Source organism: Streptomyces griseochromogenes (assembly GCF_001542625.1).
In the GTDB taxonomy this organism is placed as follows: domain Bacteria; phylum Actinomycetota; class Actinomycetes; order Streptomycetales; family Streptomycetaceae; genus Streptomyces; species Streptomyces griseochromogenes.
In genome coordinates this window covers 6,737,688-6,757,198 of sequence record NZ_CP016279.1, presented here as the reverse complement: position 1 = coordinate 6,757,198, position 19,511 = coordinate 6,737,688, and the positions used below count along the sequence as shown (strand labels likewise).

Below are 19,511 nucleotides of genomic sequence, written 5' to 3'. Positions count from 1 at the left end.
GAGCGCACCGGCGTGGGCGGCCGGAAAGCGGGTCGACGCGCTCGCGGAGCGGGGCGGCGTGGCCGTCGTGGCGGGCGTATCCCTCGCTCATGTGGATGAGCTTCAGCGTGGCGGCATTGCTCTGCGGCCACATCGGCGAGGTGCCGGACCGGGCCGAGCGGCGAGAGCCAGGGCCGCACGGCGTGCCCCGTTGCCGGAAGAGAGGCCCTGACACCGGCGTCACCCGCGCCTCATTCGGTCATCGTGCTCCCTCTGTCGGGTGATGCCCGGAGCCGAAGCCGAGCGCGAAGACGTGCAGGCCTCCTGTGCCGACGTCGGACGGCAGCCGCACGCTGCCGACCGTTCTGCCCGGGGCGAGCGCGACCGGGGTCGTGGTGAAGAGATACGTCCGGGTGTCGTCGCGTGGGGCGGCGGAGTGGTTGCGGTAGGGCGTGGTCGCGGCGACGGTGTTGTCGGGCAGCGGTGTGGAGCGGCCGGCGTTCAGGGTCCAGTCGGAGAAGTGGACGGTGACCTGCTGAGTCGTGCCGTCCGTGTAGGTGACCACGGCCGTGCCCGAGGACGGGCCGTTGTTCGCCGCTCCCAGGAACGACAGCGTGCCCGATCCGGACACCCGCACGGTCTGGCCGTTCGCCTCGTAGTTGTCCGGTGCGCCGGCCGCCACGTCGGGCCAGGTGAACGAGACGCCGTCGACGGTCATCCGCGAGCCGGGGGCGACGCCATCGGCGGCCAGCGCGTCCGCGGAATAGCTGTAGCCCGCGCCGTCGAAGTCTGCCGAGGAGGCCGAGGAGTCGCCGGATACGCCGACGCCGGTGAACGTCGGTGCCCCCGGGTAGGAGGACGGGGCGGCGGAGGCGGCCGACGCCCAGGACGGGTTGGGGGAGGTGCCGAGCCTGAAGGTGAGCGTGCCTCCGCTCGTGACGGCGCCCGCGGGCGCATATGCCTTGTTCCAGGCCGCGCCGCGCCACGTGGCCGACTGCACGTACGGGGCGACGTCCGCGGCGCCCGTGCCGTTGATCGTGAGGGTGTGGCCGGACGGCAGGGTGAGCACGGCACGGGGGAAGAGCGGGCTGCCCAGCGCCAGGTCGGCTGTTCCCGGGGTCTCCGGGTACATCCCGAGGGCGGACCACACGAACCACGAGCTCATCTCGCCCAGGTCGTCATTGCCCGCGAGTCCCGAGGGGCTGTCGGTCCAGATCTGGTCCTGGACCTGACGTACGACCTGCTGGGTCCGGTGCGGCAGGCCGATGTAGTCGTACTCCCAGGGGATGTTGAGGCTGGGCTCGTTGCCCAGATCGGTGTGGCCGCCGGCACCGGTCAGCGAGGACAGGTCCGTGTCGAGGAACTTGGCCATGGCCGAGCGGCCGCCCATGGCGATGGCCAGCCCGCGCAGGTTGAACGGCACCATCGGGGTGTACTGCCAGGAGTCGCCCTCGACGAAGTACTTGCCCGAGGTCGGCGAGAACCCCGCCGTCCAGGTGCCCGAGGCGTCGCGCGGCCGGAGGAATCCGCTCCCGAAGTGGAACAGGTTCCGCCAGTTCTGCGCCCTGTTCACGAACCGGCGCTGGTCGGCCCGGTCACCGAGGGCTCCGGCGAGGGCGGAGACGGCGAAGTCGGCGGAATCGTACTCCAGCGTGGTGGAGACTGGGCCGTAGTAGTTGCAGCAGCCGTACTTGCCGTTCCTGGGCAGCCAGCCCAGTTGCTCCAGGTAGTTCAGTCCGGGCCGGTTGCCGTTGGCGCCGGTGGCCTCGGCGACCATGGCGCGCAGCGCGGTGGCGGTGTCGAAGTGCCTGGCCCCGAAAGCGTAGTAGTCGGCGATGATCTCGTCCGCCGGGTCGCCCACCATGATGTACGTCTCGCCGTTGTTCTCGGACCACTTGGGGAACAGCCCCGTCTGGCGGTAGTCGTCGACCATCGACTGGGCGGTGTCGGAGGCGGCCTGCGGGGCGATGAGGGCTTCGAGCTGGGCCTGTGAGCGGTAGACGTCCCAGCCCGAGTAGTTGGCGTAGGCCGCGCCGTGGCCCGGGTCGACGGTGTGGGTCCTCCCGTCGAAGCCGGGATAGTCGCGGTTGCTGTCACTGATCACATTCGGGTGCAGCAGCGCGTGGTAGAGCGCGGTGTAGAAGACGGTCTGCTCGCCGCGGGTACCGCCGGTGATGCGCACCCGGCCGAGCAGGGAGTTCCAGCTCTTGTGCGCCGAGCTCCGCACACCGGCGAAGTCCCACGCGCGGTTCTCCGCCTCGCGGTTGCCCACCGCGTCGGCGACCGACACGTAGGACAGGCCGACCTTGGCCTGGACGGCCTGATGGGCGGTGGTGTCGAAGGTGACGTAGCCGTCGTTCCCGGTCGCCCGGGGGCTGAAGGCGTGTCCCGCACGGGGGAGGGTCCCGTGCGGCACCGGCTTGTTCGGTGCCTCGGGTGCGTTGGGCGAGGCTTCCTTCGTGGGCGAGGGGAGCGTGGCGGTGGCCGTGACCGTGCCGCTGTGGCCGAACGGCCGGTCGAACACCATGTCGAAGTAGACCGCGTAGGAGTTGTGGGTCCCGCAGAAGTTGCCGCTGGTGACCTGGCCGCTCACCTCCTTGTCGCTCACCACGTCGAACCGGGTGGCCGTGTCGCCGCCCTGGCTGCCCGTCAGTTTGAAGAGCAGGTTCGCCTGGCTGGTGGCGGGAAACGTGAACCGTGCCATTCCGCTGCGCGTGGTCGCGGTCAGCTCGGTCCTGACCCCGTTGTCCAGGGACACCGTGTACGAGCCCGGGGACGCGGTCTCGTTCGGGTGCGAGAAGCTGTCCGTGGCGTTCGTGTCGAGCGTACCGACGGTCGGCAGCACCGGGATGTCGCCGGCCGCGCGGCAGCCCGGGCCCGCGATGTGGGTCAGGCTGAACCCGGTGATGGACGAGTCGCCGTACGAGTAGCCACCGCCGTCCGGACGGTGCGGGGTGTCGGGGCTCCACTGGACCATCCCGAACGGGGTGTCCGCTCCCGGGAAGTCGTTGGCGGAGTGCGCGGTCCCGATGAACGGGTTGACGAGGGAGGCGGGATCGGCGACCGGCGCGGGCGCGGCGGACCGGGCGTGGGTCGGAGCGGCTCCGAGGGCCACCATCAGCGCACCCACGGCAAGCACGGACGGAAGTCGCGACGTCGGTCGATTCCTGGTGCGGAAAGAACAACCGGAGGCGAGTCGTCCGGCCGGTCTTGTCAGTCGTGCCATGGTGACCTCGTCCCTTCGACAGGCAGGCTGATCGACCTGGAGAGGGGTGCTTCGCGAGGCGTCGACAACGTTGCCTCGACGTCCGTGCTCCGACCGAGCGGTCAACGGGTGTGGTGCGGGGGCGCATGGCAGGGGTGCGGGCCGACAGCGGGTCAACAGGCCATACTCTTCGGAACGTTGGCCCCCTCATCCCCTGATGTCAAGGAGCCATGCTCCAAACCGGCCGAGACCGATCACGCCGGACGCCGACGCGCGCTCCGGACCGGGCTCGGGGCCGTCACCGACGTCCGTCCGCTGGTCATGGGCGGTTACCCCAAGGCCACCCGGCACAACGACCTCACTGCGGGGCAGACGGGGACCTGCGGCAGGACCTGGGCGGCATCGTGGCCGAGGCGTAGGCGGGTGATGTCGGGGTTGGCCAGGAACGGGACGGGTCTCAGAGCCGGCTGAACGTCTCGATGTCTTCCGTGAACTCTTCGATCGCCTGTGCGGTGAGCGTCGGCCGGGTGTCGGCGATGGCGTTCATGTAGTCCTCGGTGGTGGCCGGCCTTCCCTGGCGGTGGGTGACCTCGTGTTCGAACGCTGCCTGCGCGCCCTTGCGTGCGGCGAACTCGATGTCGGCCGGGGTGAACAGCTCACTGGCCCTGACCAGTTGGTCGAGATCCACGGAGTCGGAGGCGGGCCTGAGATAGCGGGCCCAGATCGCCGCGCGGGCCGTCGGATCCGGCGGGCCGATGGGGATGACGTAGTCGAACCGGCCCGGTCGCAGGAACGCCGCGTCCAGGGAGCGGACCGAGTTGGTGGCACAGGCCAGAATCCGTGCGTCGTACTCACGGAAGACGGGGATGAGTTTGAGGAGTTCGTTGGTCACTCCATGACCGGGGTCGACCGCTTTCCCGGAGCGCGCACCGGCGATCTCCTCGACCTCGTCGATGAAGAGCACCACCGCCTCCAGTTCCGCCAGATCGGCGAAGACCCCCCGCAGCGCGACGGCCAGCCCCTCACTGGTGTCGGCCGCCAGCCGGGACGGGAAGATCTCCACGAACGGCCAGCCGAGCCGTGAGGCCACCGCCTTGGCGAAACTGGTCTTTCCGGTGCCGGGCGGCCCGAACAGGATGACCGCTTTGGGCGGGGCCACGCCGTAGCGGTCCGCCAGCGCCGGCTCGGTCAACGGGAGCACGACACGGCGTTCGACGACCTGCTTCTCCCGCTCCATACCGGCCATGGCGTCCCAGAGCCCCTCGGGCAGCATGCGCCCGCCCAGCGCCGCGAGGACATCGGCATTGGCGGTGCTGGGCGGTTCGAGCTTCTCGTAGTAGGTCAGATCGTCGCGGAGCTGGTAGCCGGAGTTCTCCAGAGCCTTCGCCCCGGCGGCACGAGCGGGCAGCAGCGCACTGATGTGGCGCACACCCAAGGTCCGCAGACGTCGTTCGAGCTCGGCGAGGAGCGCGCTCCCGATCCCGCGCTCGCGCCACCGGGAGGACAGTGCCACCAGCAGGATCCACCCCCGCCTGCCGCTCGCCTGCGCCACGGCCATGCCCACCAGCTCGTCGCCGATCTCGGCGACCACCGCCGTCTGACCGGCCTTGGCCGCGGCCATCACCTCCGAGACCGGAAACACCCGGTCCTCGTCGGCCTGGCGGCTCTGGTCCCAGATCTGAATGGCCTGGTCAAGATCGTCTTCGTGATAGTCGCGCAGATGCCAAGCGGGCATCACCACCACCTCACCCGGCCCGGGAGTCCCATTGTCCCCGGCGGAGCGTCGGATGACGAACGGAGCGGGCCGCTCGAAGCCGCGATGACGGTGAGGGTCCGAGGGAGGAGATCCAGGGGCCATGGGCGATCAGCCCGCATGCGGGGCCGAAGCGATGAGGTGCGGGTGGGACCGCTGCCGTCTCGGCCGGAGCCCCCTCGCGTCCGTCACACACGCCGCTCCCGCCGTACGGCCGTCAACCATGCACCACCACGGTGATGTTGGTGGTCGCCCACGGCAACGTGCCGTGCGCCCGGGCCGTCATCGGCGCCAGACGCACATCCAGTCGCTCCGCCGTCCCGGCGGCATGGTGTGCCTCAGTGAGGAACCGATCTTCCGCCGTGGCCGAATCCGCCGAGATGAAGGTCCGGACCGTGGCGGTGCACTCGGGGGGTGCTCGACGCGTGGCACAGCGCGATGAGTGCCGCGTCGTCGTTGAGACGTCCTCCGACGTGGTCGAGCAAATCACGGCGGACGTGGTGCAGAAGCTTTTCGGGGCTGCTCCCGGCCCACTGGGCCGCACGTTCCATGAGCGGGTAGAAGACGCCGTCGGCATCCCGGGCCTCGATGACGCCGTCGGTGTAGAGCAGGAGGGTGTCGGTGGGCTCGAAGGTGAAGACGTCGACGGTGTACGCCCCGGGTGTCGGCCCCTGGATCCCGAGCGGGGGCGCGGGGTGCACAGGAACTGTGACAGCGCCCCCCGGAGCGAGCAGCAGGGGCGGGGGGTGGCCGCAGCTCAGGATCCGGCTGATGTGGCCGTCGTCAGGGATCTCCAACAGCATCACGGTCGCGAACCGCTCGCCCATCTCTTCCTCGGGCCCGAGGTTGGGCAGGTTGCGGGCGACGCTCTGTTCCAGGGCGGCGGCCAGGGCGGGCAGGGTGGTGTGGTGGTGGGCGGATTCGCGGAAGGCTCCGATGAGGAGGGCTGCCTCGCCGATGGCGGACAGGCCCTTGCCGCGTACGTCGCCGATCATGACCCGCACTCCGCTGTCGGTGGGGGTCGCGGCGTACAGGTCACCGCCGATCTGCGCCTCGGCCTCGGCGGCCAAGTACAGACAGGCGATCTTCATCGAGCCGATCTGCTCCGGCAGCGGCCACAGCAGGACGTGCTGTGCGGCCTCGGCGACCATGCGCACCTGCGCCAGCTGGCGCAGGCGGCGCTCGCGCATCACGCAGTAGAACACGGTCATCGCCGACAGGACGGTCAGGGCCAGGATCTGCACCAGTACGTTGCGGCTGAACAGCACGCCGAAGTGCCAGCCGATGTACATCTGTGCCCCCACGGCCAGGAATCCGATCAACCCGGTCAGCCCGGGGCCGGCGAAGGAGGCGGTGAGCGCGGGAGCGATGACCAGCAGCGGACCGAGATGGACGTCGGCAGGCACCAGCTGGTCCGTCACCGTGATCACCAGGATGAGCACGATGGGGATCAGCAGCAGCGCATGGCTCGACTGCCACGGCCGCCGCACACCGGCAAAGCTTCGCCGGACGTCCACAGCTCCCACAGTGCACCATCCGGGGACAGCTGACGAGCACAGGCTGTGCGTATCCGCCTGGTCACGGCGCCGTACGCCCTTCCGCGGGGCTGTCGGCGAGCCGAGAAGAAGGGGCTCGTTCCGGACGCCGAAGCCGTGGCCCTGGTCGAACCGCTGTCGGTCCGGCGCACGTCTCGCACACACTTGCCCGCGGGGCGCGGTGGCGCGTGGTCGGCCGGGTTCATCTGCCGCGCGGGCAGCATCCCACGCGCGAAACCGGCCACGAGGGCCTTCACCGCGAAGTGGACAGTGGCTACGACGGCGGGCTCGTGTCGCCCCAGCGGCACCGTCACCGGCAGACCGGGCAGCGGCAGCGACCCCTGACAGGACCATCGTGATCAGGCTCAGCCGGGAGGGCCACCAGCGGCGCCCGCGCGTCCTCGGCGCACGGACCGTCCCTACCGTTGGGCAGGCGGGGCCAGGATGCCCCCATGGGAGACTCGGCGCATGATTGTCGAACGTGCATACGCGCATGTGGACGACCACGACGATCGAGAGTGGCCGTGGTCGGTGCCGTGTGTGCGCGATCTCCTCGCGGGCGGGCTGCGCTTCACCGCGCCGGTGACGTTTCTCGTCGGCGAGAACGGCTCGGGCAAGTCGACTCTGGTCGAGGCTCTGGCGGAGGGTTTCGGCCTGGATTCCTGGGGCGGCTCGCACGACTGGCGCTATGCCAGTCATCGTTCCAAGTCGACGCTGGGCGAGAGGATCCGCTTCGACGCGGCGCCGCTCGGGCGTCGGATGTTGGGCAGCTGGGCTGCCCGCAAAGGGTTCTTCCTGCGTGCCGAGACCGCTCTGGACGCGCTGGACCGCGAGGGGTTCGCCCCTGACTCAGTGAGCCACGGAGAAGGCTTCCTCGCCGCCTTCCGGGGGAAGTTCCTCCACGCCGGGCTGTATGTGATGGACGAGCCCGAGGCGGCCCTCTCCTTCGCGTCCTGCCTGGAACTGCTCGGACACATCGGTCAGTTGGTGAAGAGCGGCGGCCAGGTCATCTGCGCCACCCACTCGCCGCTCCTGACCGCGCTGCCCGGTGCGAACATCATCGAGGTCGGCGAACACGGGTTGCGCCGAACGACCTGGAGCGAACTCGCGCTGGTCGACCACTGGCGCCGCTACCTCGCTGATCCGCACAGCTATCTGCGCCATGTGCTCGACTGAGCGTGGCACTACGCCGGGACGACCCAGGTGCATTCGTTCGCGCGGCGCCCGAAGAACAGCGTCCCGGTCGGCTTCCGGATCGACCTGACGGCGGCGCTGGGACCGGTAGTTGCTCCAGAGTGCACGAGAGGCTGGTCCACCGGGCCAAGGCGTGCGCGGGCCATCGACCACGCCTGACACGGGGGCGCGATCAGCCCTCGGGCCCGTCCTCCGGCCATTCCTTGGTCGACCGGCGCCCGGGCCCCGGCGGAAGATCAGCCGGGACCTGGCGCAATTGCCGCCTCGTGTACGGCTGTGGCTAGGTGTGCAGCAGGCGGGTCAGGAGTGGGCGGTAGTGCGCGAAGGAGGGCACGGCGGCCTTCGGGTCCTTGGCCGCCTCGTCCCAGCGCCTGAGGGCTGTGGCCTGTCGGGCGTGGGGCAGGGCGGCGAACTGGTCGGCTTCGGCGGCCGACATGGGGCCGCCTTGCACGTTGAGGGTGTAGAGGGAGGCTGGTGAGAGGCGCTGGAGGTAGTCGGGTTCGACGGCGCACAGGTAGCGTTTCGCCGCGACGTGCAGGCGGATGGGTTCGGTTACGTCCGGCGGGAACCAGGCTGCGAGCCAGTCGGCGCCGGTGTGGCTGTGCCGGTTGTCGGTGCCGGTCATGAGTCGGCCGCCGCTGATGTGGCCCGTGAAGTGGCCGATGTCGTGCAGGAGAGCTGCCGCGACGAGGGCGTCGGGGGCGCCTGCGGCCTCGGCGTGCGCGGCGGTCTGCAGCATGTGCGCGGCTTGGGTGACCGGCTCGCCGAGGTACTCGCTGTTGCCCTGGTCGTTGAAGAGCTGTTCGAGTTGGGCGACGACGTCGAGGGCGCGGCGCAGGACGGCCAGTTCGCTGGCGGCGGCGTCGAGGTCGGCGTAGCAGCCTTGCAGGTGCCGGGCGCCGTCGGCGGTGAATCCGGAGCGGGCGTGCAGGATCCGGGTGTTGTCGAAGATCACGCAGTCGCCGGGTTCGAGTCGGAAGCTCAGCTGTGCGCCGGGGTGGTAGAGCAGTTCGGCGAAGGCGCGGTAGGCCTGGTAGAACGCGGCGATTCGGTCCGGCTCCAGCGCGATCGGCCGCATCGAGCGGTTGTTGAATCGGATCTGCCTGATCCGCCCGAGTGCATCGAGTCCGATGAGTGGGGCGCTCGTGCTCAGGTCCGCGCCGGCATCGGCGTAGCGGAAGGTCACGGGGGTGCGGGTGAGCAGGTCGAAGGCGTCCGGCTGCTCGCGGCGCAGCGTGGCCGCGGCGTGGAAGCCGTCCACGAGGCCGGAGTCACCGCCGGCTGCCGCATTGGTGAGGCAGTGCAGGAGTTGGATGGTCGGGAGCGGGTCCCGGTACGGATTGTCGGTGTGAGGCAGGATCGGACGAGAGCTGAACGCCAGGTTTGCCGGTTTCTGCTCGACGCGCACCTCGAACAGTTCGCCGTAATTGGTTTCGCGCACGTAGCCGAACGATCTCGCGACGCCCAGCACGGCACGATCCGCGACGGGCACGCCGTGGAGGATGACGAAGCCCTGAGTCAGCAGCGCCTCCAGACAGCGCGCGCGTTCGGTGGGATCATCCGCGAAGGACGGCCAGGTACCGGTGGGCACGACGTCCTCAAGGTCCGCGGCGGTCCAGAGGGCCTTGGCGTCCTCGGTCCGGTCGTCGTAGGGAGGCGCCGTGCCGGGCCGGTAGGTCTCCAGCCAGGTGTGGGTGAAGCGCGAGCGGTGCCCGTCCGGAGTGAAGACGACCTGCACGCCGTCGGCGTCCTCGTCCGCCTGCGCGATCAGGACGTCGCGCGCCAGGTCGGTGATGTCGAACAGCTTCTGGCCGCTGCCCGGAATCTGGCACGTGCCGCACTGGCAGTTGTCACGTAGCCACAGGGCAGGAAAACGCGTCCCGTCCTGGCGGATCAGTTCGGTTTGCACGGTGGTCGTCACTTTCCTGTCACGGGGGGCCGGTCGCGGACGAGGGGGGAGGCCGCGACGGAGTTGCGGATGGTGAAGGCGACGGCGTCGCCGACGTAGCGGTCCTGCGACCATTCGAGTGGCCGGCCCTGGTGATCGGTGGACCGTCGCCGTTCGCGCAGCAGCGCGGTGCCGGCCGGGATCTCCAGCAGCCGGGCGTCCTCGGCGTCGGCGCCGGCCGCGTCGATGGTGTGTTCCGCGTGCGCGAAGGCGATCCCGTGCTCCTCCAGCCGTTCGCAGATCGACTCACGCTCCAGGTCCACGAGGGACAACAGCGCGCCGACCCGCTCCGGATACGCCGTGCGCTCGATCATCACCGGGACGCCGGTGAGCAGCCTGACGCGCACCAGGTAGACCACCGGATCGCCGGGCCGCAGCCCGAGCGCGTGCGCCTGCGCCAGATCGGCGGGCCGGCGTTCGAGTACGTCGACACGTCCGGACGGCACCTCCCCGATCGAACGGGCCCAGCGCGAGAACGACCGTAGTTCCCCGAAACTCTGCAGCCTGGGCAGGGCGAGCACCGTGCGGCGCGCGCCCTGCTGCGAGGCCATCAAGCCGTCCTCGCGCAGGACCTCCATGGCGCGACGCACGGTGTTGCGGGACACGCCGTACTCCTGAGCAAGGACATGCTCCGAGGGCAGCCGCGATCCCGGCGGGAACACCCCGTCGGCGATCGCCTTGCGCAGCCGGACAGCCACATCCAGGTAGAGGGCATCACCCTGGTCTGTCATCACACCTCCTCTAACTTGTAGGTACAAGCTAGAACCTGTACCTACAAGTTTGCAACCTCGGCGTGGGCGAGGAAGAGCCCAGCCCGAGCTGTCCTCGCGCACCTGGGCGCCGTACCCCGAGAAGGTGGTCGTACGCATCCATCCGGAACTGGTCAGCGGGTGTGAGCCGGTCGGGGGCCGGACGCTGTACGGGGTGGACCGCACGCCGTGACAGCGGTTCTGTCACGGGCGGTTCGGCCCCGCGAACCGGGCCGAACGGGCCCTGTCGGACGCAGGCCGGTTCGCCGGAAGGTGGGGTGCGGTGCACCCGGCACGCGTCACACCCCGACCCCGCCCGAACCGGGAAGGACCACAGATGTCCCTCGACACGCAGCAGGCGCCCGTCGCACTCACGGACGAGGAGCTCACCACCCTGGACGCCCACTGGCGCGCCGCGAACTATCTCGCCGTGGGCCAGATCTATCTCATGGCCAATCCCTTGCTGACCGAACCGCTGCGGCCCGAGCACGTCAAGCCACGTCTGCTCGGCCACTGGGGCACCTCTCCGGGCCTCAACCTGGTCCACACCCATCTGAATCGGGTCATCAAGGCCCGCGGCCTGGACGCCGTGTGTATCTGGGGGCCCGGTCACGGTGGCCCGGCCGTCCTCGCGAACTCCTGGTTGGAGGGCTCGTACACCGAGACCTATCCGGACGTCACCCGGGACGCGGCCGGCATGGCCCGGCTCTTCAAGCAGTTCTCCTTCCCGGGCGGGGTGCCGAGCCATGTTGCCCCGGAGACGCCCGGCTCGATCCATGAGGGCGGCGAACTCGGATACTCCCTGTCCCACGCCTACGGCGCCGCCCTCGACAACCCGGACCTGCTGGTCGCCTGCGTGATCGGCGACGGCGAGGCGGAGACCGGACCGCTGGCTGCCTCCTGGCACTCCGACAAGTTCCTCGACCCGGTCCACGACGGAGCCGTCCTGCCGATCCTGCACCTCAACGGCTACAAGATCGCCAACCCGACGGTGCTGTCCCGTCTGCCCGAGGCCGAACTGGACGCACTCCTCGAGGGCTACGGTCACGAGCCGATCCACGTCTCCGGCGACGACCCGGCCGCCGTCCATCGCGCGATGGCCGGGGCGATGGACACCGCCGTCGCCCGCATCGCCGCCCTGCAGTGCGCCGCTCGCCAGGACGGGGTCACCGACCGGCCCCGCTGGCCGGTGATCGTACTGCGCACTCCCAAAGGCTGGACGGGCCCCGCCGAGGTCGACGGCCTGCCGGTCGAGGGCACCTGGCGCGCCCACCAGGTGCCGCTCGCCGCCGTGCGGGACAACCCCGATCATCTGCGCCAGCTGGAGCGGTGGATGCGCTCCTACCGGCCCGAGGAACTGTTCGACGAAGACGGCGCCCCGCGCGCGGCCGTGCTGGCCTGCGTCCCGCAGGGCGCCCGCCGACTCGGTGCCACCCCGCACGCCAACGGCGGGCTCCTGCTGCGCGAGCTGCCTCTGCCTCCGCTGGACCGCCATGCCGTGGCCGTCGACAAACGCGGAGCGACCCTGCACGAGCCGACCCGCGTACTCGGATACCTGCTCCGGGACGTCATGGCGGCCACCGCCGACCGGCGCGACTTCCGGCTCGTGGGCCCCGACGAGACCGCCTCCAACCGGCTCCAGGCGGTCTACGAGGCCAGCGGCAAGGCCTGGCAGGCTCGCACCCTACCGGTCGACGAACACCTCGATCCGCACGGCCGAGTGATGGAGATCCTCTCCGAACACACCTGCCAGGGCTGGCTCGAGGGCTATCTCCTCACCGGTCGGCACGGGCTGTTCTCCTGCTACGAGGCCTTCGTCCACATCGTCGACTCGATGGTCAACCAGCACATCAAGTGGCTGCGCACCACCCGCCGTCTGCCCTGGCGCGCCCCCATCGCCTCCCTCAACTACCTGCTGACCTCGCACGTGTGGCGCCAGGACCACAACGGCTTCTCCCATCAGGACCCCGGCTTCGTCGACCACGTACTGAACAAGAGTCCGGAAGTGGTACGGGTCTACCTGCCGCCGGACGCCAACACCCTGCTGTCGGTGGCCGATCACGTGCTGCGCAGCCGCGACTACGTCAACGTCGTCGTCGCCGGCAAACAGCCCTGCTTCGACTGGCTGTCGATGGAGGAGGCGAAGGCACACTGCGCCCGCGGCGCCGGTCTCTGGGAGTGGGCCGGCACCGAGGACGGTACGCGTGAACCCGACGTGGTACTGGCCTGCGCGGGTGATGTGCCCACCCAGGAAGTACTGGCCGCGGCCCAGTTGCTGCGCCGCCACCTGCCCGAGCTCGCGGTGCGGGTGGTCAACGTCGTCGACATCGCCCGGTTGCTGCCGAGCGAGGACCACCCGCACGGCATGAGCGACTTCGACTACGACGGACTGTTCACCACGGACAAGCCGGTGATCTTCGCGTACCACGGCTATCCGTGGCTGATCCACCGCCTGGCCTACCGGCGCACCGGTCATCGCCACCTGCATGTGCGCGGATACAAGGAGATCGGCACCACGACCACGCCGTTCGACATGGTGGTCCGCAACGATCTGGACCGCTACCGCCTGGTCATGGACGTCATCGACCGCGTCCCCGGCCTGGCGGTGCGCGCGGCGGCTCTACGCCAGCGCATGGAGGACACCCGCCAGCGCCATCATGTCTGGATCCGCGAGCACGGAATGGACCTGCCCGAGGTGGCGGACTGGTCCTGGGACGGCTGAACAGCCTTCCGGCACTAGCTCGCCGCATCCGGCGAGCTGTGGGGCTCGTGGCACAGCTTCAGTGTGAACCAGGTCGTCTTGCCCTCGTCCGTCGGCCGCACCCCCCAGCTGTCGGCGAGCGTGCGGACCAGGAACAGGCCCCGGCCGGACTCCTCGTCCTGGGCAGCCAGGCGGGGCTGAGGAAGATGCGGGCTGTGGTCGCTGACCTCCACGGTGAGATCGGTGAGGGTGCGGCACAGACGTAGGCCCAGTGGGCCCTCGGCGTGCTGGACGGCGTTGGTCAGGGTCTCGGACAGCAGCAACAGGGCGTCGTCGGACGACGACGTGCACTCCCACGAAGCCAGGGTCCGGCTGAGGAAGGCGCGGCCCTCGGGGACGGAGGCCGCGGCGGCGGGCAGCTCGGTGGTGACGGCGGCCAGGGGGGCGGCCGGGAGCTGGGCCAGCAGGAGCGTCACGTCGTCGTTGTGGCCTTCGCAGTCCGGCAGCAACGTGGCAAGCACCTGGTCGGCGGCGTCCTCCAGCCCTTCCGCCTGTGGGAAGAAGGTGTCCAGCACGGTGGTGAGTTCGGCGAGCCGCGCCTCGATGTCACTGTCGGGCGTCTCGATCAGGCCGTCCGTGTACAGCACGAGCGTGGCGCCGGGAGCCATGTCGGTACAGGACTGCTCGTACAGGACGTCGCCGACGCCGAGCGGGGCGTTGACCGGGGTGGGGAGCATACGGACGCCGTCCCAGGGGCCGACGACGAGGGTCGGCAGATGCCCGGCGGAGCAGACCGTCACGGTACCGGCGTCCGGGGCGATGATCAGGTAACAGCAGGTGACCAACTGGTCCGGCACGTCCAGGTCGGTGACGACAGTGTCGAGGGCTTGCATCAGCTGGCGCGGCTGCATGCCCGTCTTGGCGAGCGCGTGTGCTGCCGAGCGCAGCTGGCCCATCACGGCCGCCGCCTCCAGTCCGCGGCCCATCACGTCCCCGATGAGGACGCCGACCCGTCCCGCGCCCAGCGGTATGAGGTCGAACCAGTCGCCGCCGACGCCGGCGCCCTGCGTGGCCGGCCGGTAGCGGCTGGCAGTGGCCAGGCCGGGGATGGCGGGCGGGGTTCCCATGAGACTGCGTTGCAGGGTCAGGGCGATGTGCCGCTGCTGCTCCAGCAGGGCCGTGAGTTCGGCCTCCGCGCGTTTGCGGTCGCTGATGTCCCGGACGATGGCACAGGCGCCGACGATCTGTCCCCGGGCGTCCCGGGTCGGCCACAGCGTGACGTCCACGTCCAGCAACGCCCCGCTTCTGGTGACCCGGAGGGTCTCGAAATGCTCGACCTTCTCGCCCTGCCGCAGTCGCTTCAGCAGGGCGTGGATGTCGTCCTCCAGGTCGGCCGGTGCGAGCAGGGACACGTGCCGGCCGATCGCCTCCTCGGCGGCGTAGCCGTACAACCGTGCCGCGGCGGCGTTCCAGTAGGTGATGTATCCGTCGAGGGTCTTCGCGAGGATCGCGTCCTGGGAGGACTCGACGAGTGCGGCGAGTTCGTTGATACGGGCCTCGGCCGCCTTGCGGTCGCTGACGTCCCGCACCGCGGCCGACACCAGCAGTCCGTCCGCCGTCTCCAGTGGGCTGAGGCTGATCTCGACGGGGAACTCGCTGCCGTTCTTGCGCAGTCCGTGCAGTTCCAGTCCTGCGCCCATGGGGCGCACCTGGCGGTTGGCGGCGTAGCCGTCGCGGTGACGGGTGTGGTGGGCCCTGAAGCGGTGCGGCACCAGCAACTCGACCGAGCGGCCCAGAAGTTCTTCGCGTCGGTAGCCGAACAAGGCCTCCGTCTGGGCGTTGACCAGCCTGATGTTGCCGCCGTCGTCGACGATGACCATGGCGTCGGGCGCTGCCTCCAGCAGCCCGCGGAACCGTTCCTCGGCCACCGAGGGCCCGCCTTGCGGCAGGTGGGCGCCGCAGCGGCACTGTTCGAGAACCGGAGTCTCCGCGGAGCGTGTCGGCCCGTCCACGAAAGCGTTCATGCCCACCCGCCACCTCGTTCGCCGATGATGCGGACATCCCAGCGCATGGAGGATGCGACGGCAGTGACTTGTCCCCTCATGGCCCGAGGGTGGCGGAACGCGTTCGAACGGTGGAGGAACACGTCCGAGACGCGGCCTCAGCTGATCGCATTCGGTCGGCTGTGCGGGTGGAGCTCGTGAGGACCGGTCAGCGCTCTTTCAAGAATGTCCGGGCGGACCGTCTCTAACCGGATACGGCCTTCGCCCAGCCCCGGGCGACCGTCTCCCTCGCCTTTTCCAGTTGCGCGTCCGTCGGGAACTGCGGCGTTCCCTCGACCGTCGGCAGTCGTGCGGCGGCGGCCTTGTCGAGGGTGCCGTCCTGTTGCATGGCGTCCATGAGCACCGGGCGGGCGTAGCCGCGCAGCCGGAGGTTCTGGCCCTCCGGGCTGAAGAGGTACTCCTGCCACAGGCGGGCAGCCGCCGGGTGCGGGGCGTTCTTGTTGATCGCCAGGGCGAAGTACTGGGCGAAGCTGCCGTCGAAGGGGATCGCGACCTGCCAGTTCACGCCCTTGTCGCGGAGCTGGTCGGCGTAGTGGAGGTTGATGTAGTCCCAGTTGATGCTGATGGGGGTCCGGCCGTCCTGGACCGTTGGGAGGTTGGAACTGAGCGGGTTGAGGTTGCCGTTCTTCTCGAGCTCGGCGAAGAAGTCGAGTCCGGGCTGGATGTCGTCGAACGACCCGTTGTTCGCCAGTGCGGCCGCGTAGACGCTGGAGAAGGCGGTAGCCGATCGGGGCGGTTCGCCTTCGAGGGAGACCTTGCCCTTGTAGGCGGGCTTCAGCAGATCGGCGAAGGTCTCCGGACAGGGCTTGACCCGGTTGGCGTCGCAGCCGATGGAGATGTAGCCCCCGTAGTTGTTGGACCAGCGGGCCTTCGGGTCCTTCTGATTGTCGGGGATCGAGTCGTAAGCGGCGACCTTGTACGGTGCGAGCAGATTCTGCGCCGCCGCGTTCCGCGCGAACGCGTCGCCCACGTCGATCACGTCGGGGGCCGTCGGCCGGTTTCCCCTCCTCTTCAGGGCGTCGATCTCGTCCTCGCTGTGGCCCAGCGGATCCTCGACCGTGACCTTGATCCCGTACTTCTTCCCGAAGCCGTCGATCAGGCCGCCGTAGTCGGCCCAGTCACGCGGCAGCGCGATCGTTCTGAGCGTGCCCTCCCGTTTCGCCGCGGCGATCAGCGCGCGCATGCCGCCCGCGTTCTCGGCGGAGGTGGCCACCGGCGGCTTGGCGAGCCCGGCGGCCGGTCTGTTCTCGCAGGCGCTCAGGCCCAGTGCCATGAGAGCGAAGCAGCCGAGGACGGCCGCTGCTCGGGCGCGGGGTCTGGTCACGACTGCTCCGGGGTGTGGGGGATGCGGCTGTCACCGAGGAAGGTCTGCTTGTTACAGGGTGCGTCGGACCGCCTGAGGAATGCGCGGTGCCGCCATGGCCGGTCGTGGAGTTCCGGGAGCTTTCGCAGGCCGATGGTCCACCACGCCGACGAAGTGGTCATCGAGGCCAGGGTACCCGGCCGCCTCGGCGGCGGAATGCTGCCCGGGGAGCCTGCGACCAGCGTCTTTCCCCGGCGGTACGCAGACGCCCTCCTCAGAGTGCCGTGTCGTCCCATTGGCCGAGCAGGATCTCGCCGAGTTCCTCCGGCTCCGGCGTGGCGCTGTCGTGGAGTGGCCGTTCGGCCCAGATGACTTTGCCGGTGGGCGTGTAGCGGGTCCCCCAGCGTTCGGCGAAACGGGCCACCAGGAACAGTCCGCGGCCGCCCTCGTCGGTGACTTTCGCGCGGCGCAGCCGGGGTGAGGTGCTGCTGCCGTCGGCGACCTCGAAGATCAGGGTGCCCGCGGCGGGGCCGCCGGCCGACACCGTGCGGAGCAGCCGGACGGTGATGGGTTCGGCGCCGTAGCGGACGGCGTTGGTGATCAGCTCGCTGAGGATGAGTTCGGCGGTGAAGGCGACCTGCTCCAGACCCCACTCCGTCAGCCGGCGGACGCAGGCGGTGCGCACCGGGGCCACCGCCGCCGGGTCACGGGGTACGTCCCACTCGGCGACCTGCGCCGGACCGAGCCGGCGTGTGCGGGCCACCAGCAGCGCGATGTCATCCCTGGGCCGGTCGGACAGCATCGCTGCCATCACTGCCGTACAGGTGGCCTCCGGCGTGCGATCGGGTCCTGTCAGGGCATCGCGCAGGGCCTCCAGACCGGCGTCCAGGTCCCGGGTCCGGTCCTCGATCAGTCCGTCGGTGTAGAGGACCAGCCGGGAACCCTCGGGCACGGTGAGTTCGGCGGTCTCGACGGGCAGGCCGGCGCCGAGTCCCAGTGGCGGGGAGACGGGCAGCCGGGGGAAGCCGACGGCCCCGTCCGGATGGACCATCGCCGGTCCAGGATGGCCGGCGGTGGCGAGGGTCAGCAGCCCGGAGGTGGGGTCGTAGACGGCGTACTGGCAGGTCGCCCCGGTGATCGTCCCCTGTCCGTCCTCCGTGTCGGCCTCCTCGGCGTCTATCTGGCTCACCAGCTCGTCCAGCCGGCCCAGCAGCTCCTCCACGGGCATGTCCAGGCTGGCGAAGTTGTGCACGGCGGTGCGCAGCCGGCCCATGGTCGCCGCGGCGTGCAGACCGTGGCCGACGACATCACCCACGACCAGTGCCACCCGGGTGCCGGACAGCGGGATGACGTCGAACCAGTCCCCACCCACCCCGGCCTGGGCCGGCAGGTAGCGGTAGGCCACATCGAGGGCGGACTGCTCGGGCAGCCCGCGGGGCAGCAGGCTGTGCTGCAGAGCGACGGCCATGGTGTGTTCGCGGGTGTAGCGGCGGGCGTTGTCGATGCACAGCGCCGCCCGGGTGGCCAGCTCCTCGGCGAAGGACATGTCCTCGTCCTCGAACGGCGGGGAGTCCTCCGTGCGCCAGAAGTCCGCCACTCCGAGCACCACGCCGCGGGCGCGCAACGGAACCACGAGCAGGGAGTGGATGCCGTGTTCGAGGATCCTCCGGGCACGTTCGGGGTGCTGGGCCAGCCAGCCGTCGGAGGCGCTCAGGTCCTCGACCAGGACGGGTCGGCCGTCGGCCATCGCCTTGGAGACGGGGTGGGCCGGGACGAACCGGATCAGCTCGCCGACGGGGTGGAGCAGATCGTCCGTGTCCAGGCCGACGACGGCGCTGCGGCGCAACTCGGGGATCGCGGCGGTCGTGGCGGAGGGCTCCTCGCCGCGCAGGACCGGATCCAGCAGTTCGACGGTGACGATGTCGGCGAACCGGGGCACCGCCACGCCGGCCAGTTCCTCGGCCGTGCTCTTCACATCCAGCGTGGTGCCGATCCGCAGCCCGGCGTCGTAGAGCAGCTTCAACCGTTCGCGCGCCACCTCCGCCCGGCCGGAGAGGGCCCGCAGCTCGGTGGTGTCCCGGAGCGTCACCACGCTGCCGGCGGGTCCGTGAGGTGCGGTGAGCCGCTTGTTGACCGCGAGCAGCCGGTCGGCCGCCAGGTGCACCTCGTCGGTGGCGGGGTGGTCGGAGGCCAGCAGCCCGGCGAGGTCGTCGTCCAGGCCCAGATCGGTGATGTGCCGCCGCTCCGTGTCCGCCGGCAGGTCCAGCAGCCGCCGTGCCTCGTCGTTGACCAGTAGCAGCCGGCCGTCACCGCCGACGATCAGCACCCCTTCCCGCACCGAGTGCAGGACCGCGTCGTGGTGCTCGTACATCCGGGTCATCTCGGTCGGCCCCAGGCCGTGGGTCTGCCGCCGCAGCCGCCGGCTCACCAGGCCCGACCCGCCCGCGGCGACGACAAGGGCCGTGGCGGCGCCGCCGAAGAGGACCGGCAGCTGCCGGTCCAGCCTGTGCTGCACCGTCTCGACCGTGACGGGCACGGAGACGATGGCGACGACCGAGCCGTCGGGACCCCTGACGGGGACCGCCGAGATCACCGAGAGCCCCAGTGCCCCCTTGAAGGTACTCGTGAACGGCTTGCCGCTCGCCGCCGCCGCGTAGGGCCCGATGGTGTGCTTTCCGATCTGGTGGGGGTCGCTGTGGGTGAGGGCGACTCCGTTCAGCCCGTACACGATGATGGCGTCGACGCCCGCGGCCTTCCGGGCCGCCTCGGCGTGCGGCTGCAGGATCGCGGTCGGGTTCGCGCTGTCCAGCGCCGCCACGATCCCCGGGGAGTTCGCGAACGTCTGCGCCGTGGTGAGCGTCCGGTGCCGGGCGTCCGCCATGATGTCGCGCCGAGCCTGCACCACGAGCGCCAGCAGGGTGGCGGCGACGAGCAGCAGCACGACCGCCAGCTGCAGAAGGAAGACCTGACCGGCGAGACTGTGCACGCTCAGCAGCGAGCCCGACCGCCGCTCCTCTTCTCCCTGACGGGGCCGACCGGGCCGATGAGTCCTCATGGACGCATCAGAGGCATCATGCCCGG

Annotated in this window: 11 protein-coding genes; 2 read left to right on the top strand and 9 right to left on the bottom strand. The window is 70.2% G+C overall.

Features of this window, described 5'->3' with window-relative positions; all coding sequences use genetic code 11:
- Nucleotides 1-238 precede the first annotated feature (238 nt).
- The 3 genes from AVL59_RS28970 to AVL59_RS28960 form a co-directional block, all read right to left on the bottom strand.
- Nucleotides 239-3,118, bottom strand: a complete 2,880-nt coding sequence (locus AVL59_RS28970) for a lectin (RefSeq protein ID WP_237281709.1) — start codon at nucleotides 3,116-3,118, stop codon at nucleotides 239-241.
- A 523-nt stretch (nucleotides 3,119-3,641) separates the two neighbouring features.
- Nucleotides 3,642-4,919: an ATP-binding protein gene (locus AVL59_RS28965; protein ID WP_067310152.1), complete on the bottom strand. Its 1,278-nt coding sequence runs from the start codon at nucleotides 4,917-4,919 to the stop codon at nucleotides 3,642-3,644.
- A gap of 356 nt (nucleotides 4,920-5,275) precedes the next feature.
- Nucleotides 5,276-6,454 (bottom strand): PP2C family protein-serine/threonine phosphatase, encoded by a 1,179-nt coding sequence (locus tag AVL59_RS28960; RefSeq protein WP_237281708.1) that lies wholly within the window; start codon nucleotides 6,452-6,454, stop codon nucleotides 5,276-5,278.
- A 486-nt stretch (nucleotides 6,455-6,940) separates the two neighbouring features.
- On the opposite strand from AVL59_RS28960, the gene AVL59_RS28955 reads away from it, so the two are divergent.
- Complete coding sequence (locus AVL59_RS28955; protein ID WP_067310149.1) at nucleotides 6,941-7,648, top strand: AAA family ATPase; 708 nt, start codon at nucleotides 6,941-6,943, stop codon at nucleotides 7,646-7,648.
- Nucleotides 7,649-7,946: 298 nt separating this feature from the next.
- Here AVL59_RS28955 and tmpA read toward each other — a convergent pair whose 3' ends face one another.
- Nucleotides 7,947-9,575: a 2-trimethylaminoethylphosphonate dioxygenase gene (tmpA, locus tag AVL59_RS28950; RefSeq protein ID WP_237281707.1), complete on the bottom strand. Its 1,629-nt coding sequence runs from the start codon at nucleotides 9,573-9,575 to the stop codon at nucleotides 7,947-7,949.
- Between the two features lie 8 nt (nucleotides 9,576-9,583).
- Nucleotides 9,584-10,345, bottom strand: a complete 762-nt coding sequence (locus tag AVL59_RS28945) for a GntR family transcriptional regulator (protein ID WP_067310146.1) — start codon at nucleotides 10,343-10,345, stop codon at nucleotides 9,584-9,586.
- 355 nt (nucleotides 10,346-10,700) lie between these two features.
- Between AVL59_RS28945 and AVL59_RS28940 the strand changes: the two genes are divergently transcribed.
- Nucleotides 10,701-13,085 (top strand): phosphoketolase family protein, encoded by a 2,385-nt coding sequence (locus AVL59_RS28940; protein ID WP_067310143.1) that lies wholly within the window; start codon nucleotides 10,701-10,703, stop codon nucleotides 13,083-13,085.
- Between the two features lie 14 nt (nucleotides 13,086-13,099).
- Here AVL59_RS28940 and AVL59_RS49520 read toward each other — a convergent pair whose 3' ends face one another.
- The 4 genes from AVL59_RS49520 to AVL59_RS28925 all read right to left on the bottom strand — a co-directional run bounded on the left by AVL59_RS49520 (nucleotide 13,100) and on the right by AVL59_RS28925 (nucleotide 19,485).
- On the bottom strand, nucleotides 13,100-15,088 hold the full coding sequence (locus AVL59_RS49520) for a PAS domain S-box protein (protein WP_079147456.1): 1,989 nt from the start codon (nucleotides 15,086-15,088) through the stop codon (nucleotides 13,100-13,102).
- Between the two features lie 223 nt (nucleotides 15,089-15,311).
- A complete protein-coding gene (locus tag AVL59_RS28930; RefSeq protein ID WP_372450308.1) occupies nucleotides 15,312-16,451 on the bottom strand; it encodes an ABC transporter substrate-binding protein in 1,140 nt (379 codons plus the stop codon).
- Nucleotides 16,448-16,612 (bottom strand): hypothetical protein, encoded by a 165-nt coding sequence (locus AVL59_RS52670; protein ID WP_159400118.1) that lies wholly within the window; start codon nucleotides 16,610-16,612, stop codon nucleotides 16,448-16,450. Before AVL59_RS52670 ends, AVL59_RS28930 begins: the two co-directional genes overlap by 4 nt.
- 92 nt (nucleotides 16,613-16,704) lie before the next feature.
- Nucleotides 16,705-19,485, bottom strand: a complete 2,781-nt coding sequence (locus AVL59_RS28925; RefSeq protein WP_079147050.1) for a SpoIIE family protein phosphatase — start codon at nucleotides 19,483-19,485, stop codon at nucleotides 16,705-16,707.
- Nucleotides 19,486-19,511: the final 26 nt, after the last annotated feature.

Bases quoted from the DNA above. Each gene is read 5' to 3' on its own strand.
- AVL59_RS28965 (WP_067310152.1), bottom strand. From the start codon at position 4,919: ATGCCCGCTTGGCATCTGCGCGACTATCACGAAGACGATCTTGACCAG.
- AVL59_RS28955 (WP_067310149.1), top strand. From the start codon at position 6,941: ATGATTGTCGAACGTGCATACGCGCATGTGGACGACCACGACGATCGA.
- AVL59_RS28945 (WP_067310146.1), bottom strand. From the start codon at position 10,345: ATGACAGACCAGGGTGATGCCCTCTACCTGGATGTGGCTGTCCGGCTG.
- AVL59_RS28940 (WP_067310143.1), top strand. From the start codon at position 10,701: ATGTCCCTCGACACGCAGCAGGCGCCCGTCGCACTCACGGACGAGGAG.
- AVL59_RS49520 (WP_079147456.1), bottom strand. From the start codon at position 15,088: ATGAACGCTTTCGTGGACGGGCCGACACGCTCCGCGGAGACTCCGGTT.
- AVL59_RS52670 (WP_159400118.1), bottom strand. From the start codon at position 16,612: ATGACCACTTCGTCGGCGTGGTGGACCATCGGCCTGCGAAAGCTCCCG.
- AVL59_RS28925 (WP_079147050.1), bottom strand. From the start codon at position 19,485: ATGAGGACTCATCGGCCCGGTCGGCCCCGTCAGGGAGAAGAGGAGCGG.